Source organism: Brucella pseudogrignonensis (assembly GCF_031454375.1).
In the GTDB taxonomy this organism is placed as follows: Bacteria; Pseudomonadota; Alphaproteobacteria; order Rhizobiales; family Rhizobiaceae; genus Brucella; species Brucella pseudogrignonensis_A.
On the sequence record NZ_JAVDQT010000001.1, the window covers coordinates 72,076 to 85,755 of the forward strand.

Here is a 13,680-nt window from a genome sequence, read left to right on the forward strand (position 1 = left end):
CCCGAAAACATGAAGTTCAATCAGAAGATCAGTAGCCGAGGCCCTTCTTGGCTTCGTAAACGCCCTTTGGATCATCAGCCTGCGTGAAAAGCTTGGATTCGGTCTGTATCCACTTTGGTGGAACAGTGCCCTTTTCCTTGAAGGCTTCGATCGCGTCAAAAGCTGGACCTGCCATATTTGGCGTCAGTTCAACCGTCGCATTGGCTTCACCATTGGCCATTGCCTGGAAAATATCAGGAACGGCATCAATCGAGACGACCTTAATGTCGGTTCCCGGCTTCAGGCCAGCTTCCTTGATTGCCTGAATGGCGCCGACTGCCATGTCGTCATTGTGCGCGTAAACGGCGCAGATGTCCTTGCCGCCACCTTCGGCCTTGATGAAGCTTTCCATGACTTCCTTGCCCTTGGTGCGGGTGAAGTCGCCGGTCTGCGAACGGGAAATCTTGATGTTGTCGTGGCCCGCAAGCGCTTCTTCAAAGCCCTTCTTGCGGTTGATTGCCGGTGAAGAACCGGTGGTGCCCTGAAGTTCGACAACCGAGCAAGGCTTGTCGCCCACTTCCTTGACCAGCCAGTCGCCTGCGACCTTGCCTTCATGGACCTGATCGGACGTAACGGCAGTAAGATAAAGGTCTTCCGGTGCATCGATCTGGCGGTCGAGAAGCACGACAGGAATTTCTGCTTCCTTGGCTTCCTTTAGAACCGCATCCCAACCTGTCGCAACAACCGGCGCGATCAGGATCGCGTCAACGCCCTGTGCGATGAAGCCGCGAACGGCCTTGATCTGGTTTTCCTGCTTCTGCTGAGCGTCGGCAAATTTGAGTGCGTGGCCGCGCTTTTCAGCTTCCTGCTTGGTGACGCTGGTTTCGGCAGCGCGCCAGCCCGATTCCGAGCCGATCTGCGAAAAGCCGACCGTCAACGAGGCGGCGGATGCGCTTGAAATAAGAGCAAGCGACGATGCTGCGACCAGAGCGGCCGTCAGGGCCGTCAGAGTGCGTTTCATATTAGTTCCTCCCAATAAAAGGCTCTCCCAGCCTTCTCGTTTATCAAGCATATAATATTACTTTATGGCAAGCATATTTCTTTCAAACAATCGAAATCTGGGGTGCGACAAACGTGCATAGGGTCTAATTATATAGTTAAAACAATATTTTAACTGCTGTTTTGGGTTGGTAGTCCACACAAGGCGCGCAGAGGGTGCTTTCACTTGCTTGACAAAATGCTGTTTTGCGAAATAGTCATATTAATAAGAAGGAGCCGCCTTTTTGCAGAAGGATGCATTGAAGCGGTCGGGAAGAATGTTCCGCAAGTGTTTTGCGGAAAATGGGAGGTTTAATGTTACGTCTGGTACAGTTCCGCGATGCGAGCGGAGAAACACGTGTGGCTGCTTGCGATGATGAGGGCGCGGCACATGTCGTCAATGGCGTAACGACGACCTATGAACTGGCGTGGGCTGCGATTTCTGCGGGCATCAGTCTGAGCGAACAGGTTGAACGCAGTGGCAAGGGTGAATCAGTCGATATTGATGCAGCACTTGCTGCTGGTCGTGTTGGCCTGCCAATTACCCATGAAGACCCGGCGCATCTGATCGTTGCAGGCACGGGCCTCACACATCTTGGTTCTGCGGATGGTCGCGACAAGATGCACAAAGCAGCACAGGCTGCCGAAAAGCCGACCGATTCTATGCGCATGTTCCTGATGGGTGTTGAAGGCGGCAAGCCAAAGCCTGGTGAAACTGGCGTACAGCCGGAATGGTTTTATAAGGGTGATGGTTCGGCGCTGGTCGAAACGGGTGGTGATCTCGTCTCGCCAGCTTTTGCCGAAGATGGTGGCGAAGAGCCGGAACTCGCAGGTATTTATCTGATCGGCCCGGACGGTACGCCGTTCCGCCTCGGCTTCTGCCTTGCCAATGAATTTTCCGATCATGTGACGGAAAAGCAGAATTATCTCTGGCTCGCGCATTCCAAGCTGCGTCAGGCTTCGCTCGGGCCGGAGCTTTATGTTGGCGCGCTGCCGAATCATGTCGAAGGCGTTTCGCGCATTAAGCGCGGCGATCAGGTGATCTTTGAAAAGCCGTTCCTTTCGGGCGAAGCGAACATGTCGCACACAATTGCCAATCTGGAGCATCATCATTTCAAATATGAACTGTTCCGTCGTCCGGGCGACATTCATGTGCATTTCTTCGGCACTGCGACACTGTCTTTCTCGGAAGGCGTGAAGACGGAAAATGGCGACCAGTTCGAAATTTCGGCAAAGCCTTTCCGTTATCCGCTCGTCAATAGACTGGCACAGGCGAAAGTCGACGATGTTGCTGTGAAGGCGCTCTGAAATGGCGGCCGCATCCAATATCAATCTGGCAATTGTGGGTCTCGGCAAAATTGCCCGCGACCAGCATCTGCCATCGATTGAAGCCGTTGATGGTATCGAGCTGAAAGCCATTGCCAGCCGCAATGCCGGCCTTGATGGTTTGCCATCTTTTCATGATATTGATCAACTGCTTGCCAGCGATGTTGCCATTGATGCGGTGTCGCTTTGCACGCCGCCGCAGGGACGTTTCAATCAGGCTTATGCAGCACTGAAAGCACGCAAGCATGTGATGCTGGAGAAGCCTCCGGGTGCGACGATTTCGGAAGTGCAAGCGCTGACGCGTTTTGCTGAAAGGCAGGGCGTTACGCTTTATGCCACATGGCATTCACGCGAAGCCGCAGCGGTTGAGTCTGCACGCGAATTTCTGAAAGGTGCCGCAATCAAATCCGTTGCGGTGGCGTGGAAAGAAGACGTGCGCCATTGGCATCCCGGTCAGCAGTGGATCTGGGAGCCGGGTGGTCTTGGTGTGTTCGATCCGGGCATCAATGCGCTGTCAATCGTCACGCATATTTTGCCAGAACGGTTTTTCCTGACAAAATCCGATCTCTACTTCCCTGAAAATCGTGCGGCACCGATTGCAGCTGATCTCGCGTTTGAGACGGAAAGCGGTGTTCCGGTTTCCTTTGAACTCGACTGGCGCCAGACGGGTCCGCAGACATGGGATATTCGTGTCGAGACAGATAAAGGAACGCTGCTTCTCAGCCATGGCGGTAGTCGGTTGACCATCGCAGGCACGGAGAAAATGGCCGAGCCTGATCGTGAATATCAGCGCCTTTACCAGAATTTCGTGAAGCTGGTTGGTGCCGGGCAGAGCGATGTTGACCTTTCGCCGCTCACGCATGTGGCCGATGCTTTCCTTTTAGGCCAGCGCCACATCGTTGAAACTTTTGAAGATTAGGAAATGAGGCCGCGCTGCGGTCTCTTACCCACGCAGGACAATGAAATGAATAAGCCCGTCGATCCGAAAGCACCACGATTCCGTTCACGCGCATGGTTCGATAATCCGGACAATGTGGACATGACCGCGCTCTATCTTGAGCGCTACATGAATTACGGCCTCAGTCAGGAAGAGCTGCAATCCGGTCGCCCGATTATCGGCATTGCGCAGACGGGTTCGGACCTTTCTCCATGTAACCGTCATCATCTCGAACTCGCTAACCGCGTGCGTGAAGGTGTGCGCGAAGCGGGCGGTATTGTGATCGAGTTCCCCGTTCATCCAATTCAGGAAACAGGTAAGCGTCCGACTGCGGGCCTCGATCGTAACCTCGCATATCTCGGCCTTGTCGAGGTGCTTTATGGCTATCCGCTCGATGGTGTTGTGCTGACTATTGGTTGCGACAAGACCACGCCTGCCTGTCTTATGGCGGCTGCAACCGTCAATATTCCGGCAATTGCGCTCTCGGTTGGTCCGATGCTCAATGGCTGGTTCCGTGGTGAACGCACAGGTTCAGGCACCATCGTCTGGAAGGCGCGCGAGCTGCTCGCCAAGGGCGAGATCGATTATGCAGGCTTTATCAAGCTGGTTGCTTCGTCGGCACCTTCAACCGGCTATTGCAACACGATGGGCACGGCGACGACCATGAATTCGCTGGCCGAAGCGCTTGGTATGCAGTTGCCGGGTTCGGCGGCAATTCCAGCGCCTTATCGTGATCGTCAGGAAGTCTCCTATCTGACCGGCCGCCGTATTGTGGAAATGGTTTATGAAGATCTGAAGCCAACAGACATCATGACCAAAGAAGCCTTCATCAATGCAATCCGCGTTAATTCGGCAATTGGTGGTTCGACCAATGCGCCGATCCATCTGAATGCGCTGGCCCGTCACGTTGGCGTCGATCTGACGATTGACGACTGGCAGAAATATGGTGAGGAAATTCCGCTTCTGGTCAATCTTCAGCCAGCGGGTGAATATCTCGGCGAAGATTATTACCATGCGGGCGGTGTGCCAGCGGTTGTCAATCAGCTGATGGGGCAGGGCCTTATTCATGAAGATGCGCTGACTGTTAATGGCAAAACCATTGGTGAAAACTGCAAGAATGCCACGATTGAAGACAGCAATGTCATCAAGACCTATGATCAGCCATTGAAGAGCCATGCCGGTTTCCGCGTACTGCGCGGCAATCTGTTCTCGTCGGCTATCATGAAGCTGAGCGTTATTTCGGAAGAGTTCCGCAATCGTTATCTGACCGATGAGAAAGACCCGAATGCCTTTGAAGGCAAGGCCATCGTGTTTGACGGCCCGGAAGATTATCATCACCGTATCGACGATCCGTCGCTGGAAATTGATGAGCGTTCGGTGCTGTTCATGCGTGGTGCAGGGCCAATTGGCTATCCGGGTGCGGCGGAAGTCGTGAATATGCGCGCGCCGGATTATCTTCTCAAGAAGGGCATCAGCTCGCTGCCTTGCATTGGCGATGGCCGTCAGTCGGGCACGTCGGGTTCGCCATCAATCCTGAACGCATCGCCGGAAGCAGCAGCTGGCGGTGGTCTTGCGCTGCTCAGAATGGGTGATCGTGTGCGTATCGATCTTGGTCGTGGCACTGCCGATATTCTGATTTCCGATGAAGAACTTGCAGAGCGCCGCAAGGCTCTGGAAGCCGCTGGCGGATATAAGTATCCCGAAAGCCAGACGCCGTGGCAGGAAATCCAGCGCGCGGTTGTTGGCCAGATGGAAACAGGTGCGGTTCTCGAAAACGCGGTTAAGTATCAGGACATTGCGCATACGCGTGGCCTACCGCGAGATAACCACTAAATGTCCGGCGCAAAAACACCATTTGCGGCAGTGGCGGATTGGGGAACAACCCGGTTCCGCCTCTGGACGCTGGATGCCGACGGAAATGTGCTGAATGAAAGCCGTGGTGACGACGGGTTGCTGCATGCCAAAGAAGCCGGTTTCGAGGTAACGCTCGAACGGCATCTGGCTCAGGTTGATGCGCCGGATAACCTGCCGGTGATGATCTGCGGTATGGCCGGTTCACGCACGGGCTGGATCGAAGCGCCTTATATGAGCCTGCCTGCAGGACTGGAAGGCATCGTTGCCGCTTCGGTTCGTGTGCCTGCAAAACGGCATGTCATCATGCTGCCGGGCGTTGCGCGACGCAGCGAGGATGCGCCGGATGTGATGCGTGGCGAAGAAACAAAGCTGCTTGGTCTCGTGCATCGCGGCACGCGTGATGCCGTGGTGGTGATGCCCGGCACGCATGCCAAATGGGTGCATATTGCAGACGGCAAGCTTAACGATTACCGCTCTTTCATGACAGGTGAATTGTTCGCGCTTCTCAAAGACAAATCGGTTCTGACTGGTGCGCTTGAAGGAGCTGGGCCGGTTGATCCGACGAGCGCTGCCTTTGCTAAAGGCGTGGAAGCGTCTCTTGCAACACCGGAGCTTATCGCCAATGCGCTCTTTACTGTGCGTGCTGGCTGGCTGGTGCATGACTATAAGCCGACAGATCAGCTTGCAAGTCTGTCGGGTCTGCTCATCGGGTTAGAAGTTGCCGGTGGCCGCACATTGTTTGGTGAACCAAGCGAGGTTCTGCTTCTTTCCGACGGCATGATGGGTGCGCTTTATGCTTCTGCACTTGAGATTGCTGGTGTGAAAGTGAACCGCATCGAAGCCGATGAGCTGGTGCGCGATGGGCTGTGTATGGCGGCAAAACACGCATTTGCGGGAGGCGCGCAATGAGCGAACGTATCGCATGGCCAAAGCTTCGCTATCCGCTGGTGGCTATCCTGCGCGGCATTCGGCCAGAAGAAACGGAAGCGATTGTTTCTGCACTGATTGAAACAGGCTTTGAGGCAATCGAAATTCCGCTCAATTCGCCGGAGCCGTTTGTATCCATTGAAAAGGCCGCCAAGCTTGCGCCCGCCAACGTGCTGATTGGTGCAGGTACTGTGCTGTCGGTCGAGAATGTGGATCGGCTCAATGATGTTGGTGGCAGGCTTTTGGTTAGCCCCAATGTCGAGCCTAATGTCATTCGCCGCGCATCGCATCATGGCATGGTGACAATGCCGGGTGTGTTCACACCGACTGAGGCCTTTGCCGCCATTCATGCAGGTGCATCCGCGCTTAAATTCTTCCCGGCAAATGTTCTGGGTGCAGAAGGTATCAAGGCCATTTGCGCGGTTTTGCCGAAGGATACTCCGGTGGGTGCCGTGGGCGGCGTATCGGAGAATGATTTTGCAACCTATAGGGCAGCGGGAGTGAGCTGCTTCGGTCTGGGTTCCAGTCTTTACAAGGCCGGATTGACTGCCGCCGAGGTGCGCGAACGTGCGCAGCGGACGGTTTCGGCATGGGACAACATCGCAGGCTAATTTCTGCTTGCGATGTGTTCGGAGGAATTCCGCAGGGCCTATGGCGGGGGCGGAAATTTGGGAGAATGGCAGGCTCAAAGAGCCTGTTCTATTATGGGAGTGAGACAATGGCAGGCATGAAATCATTCACACTGGCAGCGGCGCTTGCCGCCTTTGCCTTTACTGGCTTTGCACATGCTGAGGACAAGGGCCTCGTCGGCGTTGCAATGCCAACCAAGTCTTCGGCACGCTGGATTGCCGATGGCGACAACATGGTGAAAGTGCTTCAGGAGCGCGGTTACAAGACCGATCTTCAATATGCGGAAGACGATGTGCCGAACCAGTTGGCGCAGATCGAAAACATGGTCACCAAGGGTGCCAAGGTTCTCGTCGTTGCATCGATTGACGGCACCACACTGTCTGATGTTCTGGCCAAGGCCAATGATGCAGGCATCAAGGTTATCGCCTATGACCGCCTGATCCGCGACACGCCAAATGTTTCTTATTACGCAACCTTCGACAATTTCCAGGTTGGCGTATTGCAGGCGCAGTCGATTGAAAAGGCGCTTGATCTGAAGAACAAAGAAGGCCCGTTCTATATCGAGCTGTTCGGTGGCTCGCCAGACGATAACAATGCCTATTTCTTCTACAATGGCGCGATGTCGGTTCTTCAGCCTTACATTGATAGCGGCAAAGTCATCGTTGGCAGCGGCCAGACTGGCATGGACAAGGTAGCAACGCTCCGCTGGGATGGTGCAACCGCTCAGGCACGTATGGATTCGATCCTTTCGGCCTTCTATGCCGACAAGAAGCTTGATGCTGTGCTTTCGCCTTATGACGGCATTTCCATCGGTATTCTGTCGTCGCTCAAGGGCGTCGGCTATGGCAGCGGCGACATGCCAATGCCTGCCGTTTCCGGTCAGGATGCCGAAGTGCCTTCGGTTAAGTCGATCCTCGCTGGCGAACAAAATTCGACCATCTTCAAGGACACGCGCGAACTCGCGAAAGTCACCGTTGATATGGTTGACGCTGCGATGAGCGGCAAAGAGCCAGAAGTGAACGACACCAAGACCTATGACAATGGCGTCAAGGTTGTGCCGTCTTATCTGCTCAAGCCTGTAATCGTCGATAAGTCGAACTGGAAGGAAGTTCTGGTCGATAGCGGTTACTACAAAGAAGACCAGATCAAGTAATTTTATGCCCGGACGCACCATAATTGGTGCGTCCGCAATACCTGCTTCACTGCCATCATCCCCACTGCCCAGTTTTCGAACTGGGTTAGGCTGAAAGATTGACAGCGTTGTCTTTTTTTCAGCGCGAACGTGCATTCAGAATGATGGCAGTGCAGCTGTGTTATGGGAGCGAGCGAATGAATGTAGCCAATCCTGTCCCGCATGAGACAGGCAGCGAAGGTCCACATCTGAGTGGCCAACCGCTGCTTGAAATGCGTGGTATCAGCAAATCCTTCGGTGTTGTGAAGGCTCTGAGTGACGTCAATTTCACGGTGATGCCGGGAGAGATTCACGCATTTGTCGGTGAAAATGGCGCTGGAAAATCCACGCTGATGAAAGTGCTGTCGGGGGTCTATCCTTCCGGTAGCTATGACGGCTCGATTGTCTTTGATGGCGAAGAGCGGCACTTCCGCGACATCAATGATTCCGAAGCGCTTGGGATTGTCATCATCCATCAGGAGCTCGCCCTTGTGCCGTTGATGTCGATTGCCGAGAATATCTTTCTCGTCAATCCGCCCGGCACTTATGGGGTGATTGATCGCAGCGAAGTCTATCAGCGCACGAAAGTGCTGTTGAAGAAAGTTGGCCTCACGGAATCGCCGGATACGCTGGTGACCGATATCGGCGTTGGCAAACAGCAGCTTGTCGAAATCGCCAAAGCACTTTCCAAGCGTGTGCGGCTGCTGATCCTTGATGAGCCAACAGCGAGCTTGAACGAGACCGACAGCGCGGCGCTTCTGGCATTGCTGAAAGAGTTTCGTGCGCAGGGCATCACGTCGATCCTGATTTCGCACAAGCTCAATGAAATTCGTGAAGTGGCCGATAAGATCACCGTGCTGCGCGATGGTCGCGCGGTTGCGACGCTGGATTGCCATGAGGGCGAAGTCGAGGAAGACGACATCATCCGCAAGATGGTCGATCGTGATCTCGAAAGTCGTTATCCAAAGCGCGAGCCAAAGATTGGCGAGGTGATTTTCGAGGCTGAAAACTGGTCGGTCTATCATCCGCTGCACCCAGAGCGGCACTCGGTTAAAAATGTCTCGTTCAATGTGCGTGCCGGTGAAATTGTTGGCATTGCAGGCTTGATGGGTGCTGGCCGCACCGAGTTCGCCATGAGTCTGTTTGGGCGTTCATGGGGAACCAATATTACCGGCGAAGCGCGGATGAATGGCAAGGCGGTCGATATTTCGACGGTTGCCCGCGCTATCAAATCCGGGCTCGCCTATGTGACCGAGGACCGCAAAAAGCTGGGTCTCGTTCTTGGTGAAAATATCTCACGCAATATATCGCTGGCGCATTTGCGCGGCGTCAGCCCCAAAGGTGTGATCGACAGCATCCGCGAAATGAAAGTTGCCAACGACTATCGCAGCCAAATGAGCATTCGCTGCCACAATGTTTATCAGGAAACGGGCACGCTTTCCGGCGGCAACCAGCAGAAGGTGGTGCTGTCTAAATGGCTCTTCACCGGGCCGGATGTGCTGATCCTGGATGAGCCAACACGCGGCATCGATGTCGGCGCGAAATACGACATTTACACAATCATCAATTCACTGGCCGAAAGCGGCAAGGGCGTGGTCGTCATTTCATCCGAAATGCCAGAGCTGATCGGGATCTGCGACCGCATTGTCGTCATGCATGAGGGAGCCTTCGTTGGCGAAGTGGCTGGCGAAGAGGCAACGCAGGAAAACATCATGCGTGCGATCATGCGCAATAAGGGAAAACAATCATGAGCGAGAACGTAGTTCAAAGCGGTCAGAAAGCGCCAAGTGGTATCGGGCGTTATCTCAAAAATAATCTGCGTGAATCGGGAATGTTGCTCTCGCTTATCGCGATCATGATCTTTTTCCAGATCGTCACTGGTGGCGTGCTGATGAAGCCGCTCAACCTCACTAACCTTGTGTTACAAAACAGTTATATCGTCATCATGGCACTCGGCATGCTGCTGATTATCGTGACCGGGCATATCGATTTGTCGGTCGGATCAGTCTGCGGATTTATCGGAGCACTAGCCGCTGTGATGATGGTGCGGTGGGGAATTCCGTTCCCGATTGCAGCCATTCTGTGTCTGATTGCCGGTGGCATTATCGGCGCGATGCAAGGGTTCTGGGTCGCCTATTTTAATATCCCGTCCTTTATCGTCACCCTTGCAGGCATGTTGGTTTTCAAGGGTTTGATGCTTGCGGTTCTCGGTGGACAGTCGGTCGGTCCATTCCCTCCGATGTTTCAGAAACTATCGTCGGGCTTCATTCCTGAGTTTATTGGTGCAACGGGTGGCGTCTACCTGACCTCGCTGATCCTCGGTCTGGTGCTGGCTGGTTTCATCGTTTGGCAGAACTCAAGATCGCGTGCGCGTCACATTGCGCATGAGGTGGAGACAGAGCCGTTCGCCTTCTTCGTGATCAAGAATATCGTGCTTTTTGCCGGTATCGCTTATCTCGCACTGCTGATTTCATCGCATCGCGGAATGCCTAATGTGTTGATTATTATGGCAGTTCTGATTGCGGCCTATGCGTTTCTCACCACGCGCACGGTGATTGGTCGCCAGATTTATGCAGTCGGGGGAAACCGTCATGCGGCGAAGCTTTCGGGTGTGAAAACTGAACGCCTGACCTTCCTTGCATTCGTCAATATGGGTGTGCTGGCAGCACTTGCCGGTCTGGTTTTCGCGGCACGCCTTAATACAGCAACGCCAAAGGCAGGTCTTGGTTTTGAGCTTGATGTGATTGCCGCCTGCTTCATCGGCGGTGCGTCGGCTTATGGCGGCGTGGGACGTGTAACGGGTGCCGTTATCGGCGCGCTGATCATGGGTGTGATGAACAACGGCATGTCAATTTTGGGTATTGGCATCGACTATCAGCAGGTCATCAAAGGGATCGTTCTGCTGGGTGCGGTGTGTATCGACGTCTATAACCAGCGCCGCTGAAGTGGCGATATTTCGGCTCTGGCGGCCTGCAAATGGCCTCTTTCTCGCTTCCGGTGCTCACGTACCAAAAAGTACGCTGCGCGCCGGTTCTCGAAAGACACCATTTTCGGCACACCAGACCCAAAATCTCATCCGCATCAGATGTTTGGTCGTTGAGAGTGAATGCTTAAGATTGGCGTGTTTTAGCGCATTTGCTCCGCTCTTTTGGGAGAGGGAGGCGTGAGCAAACCGGGCCGGAACTGAGTTCCGGCCCGATCTGTTTTTAGCCTGATCTATTATTCTCAGATTGCTGTGCGGCGCGCGTGGTCGAGATAAATTTCGCGCAGTTTGAGTGCGACCGGACCCGGTTTGCCGCCACCGATAGGCTTGTCGTCGATAAACGAAATCGGCGTCACGAAAGTGCCCGCGCTGGTCATGAAAGCTTCTTTCGCAGCATAGGCTTCATCAATCGTGAAAGCGCGCTCTTCAAGCTTCATGCCGGTTTCAGCAATCAGCTGCAACAGCGACAAACGTGTACAACCCGGCAGGACCGCATTGCTGTTCGGGCGGGTGACGATTACATCATCCTGAGTGACGATATAGCCGGTCGAAGATGCGCCTTCGGTGACATAGCCGTCCTCTAACATCCAGGCCTCGCTGCAACCGGCATTCTGGGCGATTTCCTTGGCAAGCGCCTGTGGCAGAAGGCAAACGGTTTTGATGTCGCGGCGTTTCCAGCGCAGATCATCGAGGGAAAGCACGCGGATGCCTGTTGCAACTTCCGGCCTGTTGGCGAGGGCTTTGACCTGCGTGAACAGAACCACTGATGGCTTCAAACCTTTGGCGACAAAATCACGGTCGCGACCATCGCCGCGCGTCACTTGCAGATAAACCAGACCTTCGGTGAGATTGTTGCGGCGGATCAGTTCGCGCTCGATCTCGACAATCTCATCTTCGCTCATCGGCATCGGAATGCCAATTTCGCCGGTTGAGCGACGCAGGCGTTTCATATGCGGGTCGCTATCGACCAGCTTACCGTCAAGCACGGCGGTTACTTCGTAAATTCCGTCACCAAAGAGAAAACCACGATCAAAGATCGAGATTTTTGCATCGCGGGCGCTCACATATTCGCCATTCACATAAACGATGCGGTCTTCAAGTTCTGCTGAAACGGCCATGGTGGGAAGTCCTGAAAAAAGCGCATAACCCAAGCGCTAAAAAGAAAAGGCTGCGAAGAACATCGCAGCCTTTTCTTAAGATACCATCTCATCAGAAGGAACAATAATTTTCAGGCAGCCTGTTTTGCTGCTGTAATTGCTTCGCTGCGGATTTCCTCAGTGAGCTTGAGGCGCAGTTCCGAGAATTCCGGGCTGGCTTTGACCTGATAAGAACGCGGATGCTCAATATTGACCGGCGTGATCGATTTGATCTTGCCGGGGCGGGCTGTCATCGTAACCACGCGGGTCGCCATAAAGATCGATTCTTCAATATCGTGGGTGACGAAGATCACGGTCTTCTGCTCACGTTCCCAGATGCCGAGCAGGAGTTCCTGCATCAGTCCGCGCGTCTGGTTGTCGAGCGCGCCGAAAGGTTCGTCGAGCAGCAGAATCTTTGGGTCATTGGCAAGTGCACGGGCGATTGCCGTGCGCTGCTGCATCCCACCCGAAAGCTGCTTCGGCCAGTGATTTTCAAACCCGTGCAGGCCGACCTTGTCGATATAGCTATCGATGATTTCGCGGGCTTGTTTTTCCGGCATACCTTTTTCGCGCAGACCGAAGCCGACATTCTGCCGAACCGTCAGCCATGGAAACAGCGTATAAGACTGGAACACCATGCCGCGATCAGCACCCGGTCCTGTGACCGGCTGGCCTTCCAGCGTCACGGTGCCAGTGGTCGGCTTGTCGAGACCGGCAATAATACGCAGAAGCGTGGACTTTCCACAGCCTGAAGGGCCGAGAATGGTTACGAAATCATTCTTCGGAATGATGAGATCAGTTGATTGCAGAGCGAGTGTCGGCTTGCCGCCATGAACACCCGGAAACGTGCGGCTCACGCCTTTGACGACGAGTTCCTGTTCGGTTGTCGTAACCATTACGCAAACCTCCACGCAAAGAGCCAGCGGTTGATGTATTTAAAGGCCAGATCGGAAATCAGACCGATAACGCCGATCACGATGATGCCGAAAATGATCTGTCCGGTGGCCATCAGCGCTTGCGAATTGATGATCATGTAACCAATGCCCGACGATGCGCCGATCAGCTCCGCCACGATCACATAAGTCCATGCCCAGCCCAGCACGAGGCGCAGCGTTTCAGCAATATCGGGAGCGCTTGAAGGCACAAGCACACGGCGAATAACGCCACGGTCTTTGGCGCCCAGTGTATAGGCAGCTTCGACCAGATCGCGGCGTGTGCCGGAAACGGTAACTGCGATCATCAGAATGAGCTGGAACACTGCGCCAATGAAGATAACGAGCAGCTTCTGTGTTTCGCCAATGCCTGACCAGAGAATGAGGAGCGGCACGAAGGCCGATGCTGGCAAATAGCGCGCGAAGGAAACGAAGGGTTCGAGCAGCGCTTCAATCGGCTTATAGGCACCCATAGCAATACCTAGCGGGATGGCAACGATGCTTGCCATGATGAAGCCGCCCAACACACGCCAGACAGTCATGCCGATATCCGACATAAAGCCCTGATTGGCAATGAGATCATATCCATCCTTCACCATGGTAATCGGATCGGCGAGGAAGGTGGGCGAAACAAAGCCTCCGAGCGTTGCAACGCCCCAGAAAGCAAAGAAAAGCACGAAGAACAGAATTCCCAGAAGAATCCGGGCTCCATTTCCGATTGGTTGCATAGGCTGCATAAGCGTATCCGTTAAGTCCGATCATTGCCC

At 54.2% G+C, this 13,680-nt stretch carries 12 protein-coding genes; 8 read left to right on the forward strand and 4 right to left on the reverse strand.

What is annotated here, in order from left to right:
* Window positions 1-28: 28 nt before the first annotated feature.
* Window positions 29-1,000, reverse strand: a complete 972-nt coding sequence (gene ytfQ, locus J2782_RS00375; RefSeq protein ID WP_310009638.1) for a galactofuranose ABC transporter, galactofuranose-binding protein YtfQ — start codon at window positions 998-1,000, stop codon at window positions 29-31.
* A gap of 332 nt (window positions 1,001-1,332) precedes the next feature.
* On the opposite strand from ytfQ, the gene araD1 reads away from it, so the two are divergent.
* The 8 genes from araD1 (at window position 1,333) to mmsB (ending at window position 10,806) form a co-directional block, all read left to right on the forward strand.
* A complete protein-coding gene (gene araD1 / locus J2782_RS00380; RefSeq protein ID WP_310009639.1) occupies window positions 1,333-2,325 on the forward strand; it encodes an AraD1 family protein in 993 nt (330 codons plus the stop codon).
* Between the two features lies 1 nt (window position 2,326).
* Complete coding sequence (locus tag J2782_RS00385) at window positions 2,327-3,262, forward strand: Gfo/Idh/MocA family protein (RefSeq protein WP_310009640.1); 936 nt, start codon at window positions 2,327-2,329, stop codon at window positions 3,260-3,262.
* A 45-nt stretch (window positions 3,263-3,307) separates the two neighbouring features.
* Window positions 3,308-5,113 (forward strand): IlvD/Edd family dehydratase, encoded by a 1,806-nt coding sequence (locus J2782_RS00390; RefSeq protein WP_310009641.1) that lies wholly within the window; start codon window positions 3,308-3,310, stop codon window positions 5,111-5,113.
* Complete coding sequence (locus J2782_RS00395; protein ID WP_310009643.1) at window positions 5,114-6,043, forward strand: 2-dehydro-3-deoxygalactonokinase; 930 nt, start codon at window positions 5,114-5,116, stop codon at window positions 6,041-6,043. It abuts the gene before it with no gap.
* Entirely contained in the window at window positions 6,040-6,672 is a 633-nt protein-coding gene (locus J2782_RS00400) for a 2-dehydro-3-deoxy-6-phosphogalactonate aldolase (protein ID WP_310009644.1), read from the forward strand. Before J2782_RS00395 ends, J2782_RS00400 begins: the two co-directional genes overlap by 4 nt.
* 107 nt (window positions 6,673-6,779) lie before the next feature.
* Window positions 6,780-7,844, forward strand: coding sequence for a multiple monosaccharide ABC transporter substrate-binding protein (chvE, locus tag J2782_RS00405; RefSeq protein WP_310009645.1), 1,065 nt, complete (start codon window positions 6,780-6,782; stop codon window positions 7,842-7,844).
* Window positions 7,845-8,020: 176 nt separating this feature from the next.
* Window positions 8,021-9,613, forward strand: a complete 1,593-nt coding sequence (gene mmsA / locus J2782_RS00410; RefSeq protein WP_310009646.1) for a multiple monosaccharide ABC transporter ATP-binding protein — start codon at window positions 8,021-8,023, stop codon at window positions 9,611-9,613.
* Window positions 9,610-10,806, forward strand: coding sequence for a multiple monosaccharide ABC transporter permease (mmsB, locus tag J2782_RS00415; protein WP_310009648.1), 1,197 nt, complete (start codon window positions 9,610-9,612; stop codon window positions 10,804-10,806). Before mmsA ends, mmsB begins: the two co-directional genes overlap by 4 nt.
* A 281-nt stretch (window positions 10,807-11,087) precedes the next feature.
* On the opposite strand, the gene J2782_RS00420 is transcribed toward mmsB, so the two are convergent.
* The 3 genes from J2782_RS00420 to J2782_RS00430 form a co-directional block, all read right to left on the reverse strand.
* Complete coding sequence (locus tag J2782_RS00420) at window positions 11,088-11,963, reverse strand: D-amino-acid transaminase (protein ID WP_310009649.1); 876 nt, start codon at window positions 11,961-11,963, stop codon at window positions 11,088-11,090.
* A gap of 110 nt (window positions 11,964-12,073) precedes the next feature.
* Window positions 12,074-12,877, reverse strand: a complete 804-nt coding sequence (locus tag J2782_RS00425) for an ABC transporter ATP-binding protein (RefSeq protein ID WP_310009651.1) — start codon at window positions 12,875-12,877, stop codon at window positions 12,074-12,076.
* Window positions 12,877-13,650 (reverse strand): ABC transporter permease, encoded by a 774-nt coding sequence (locus J2782_RS00430; RefSeq protein WP_250038677.1) that lies wholly within the window; start codon window positions 13,648-13,650, stop codon window positions 12,877-12,879. Before J2782_RS00430 ends, J2782_RS00425 begins: the two co-directional genes overlap by 1 nt.
* Window positions 13,651-13,680 lie beyond the last annotated feature (30 nt).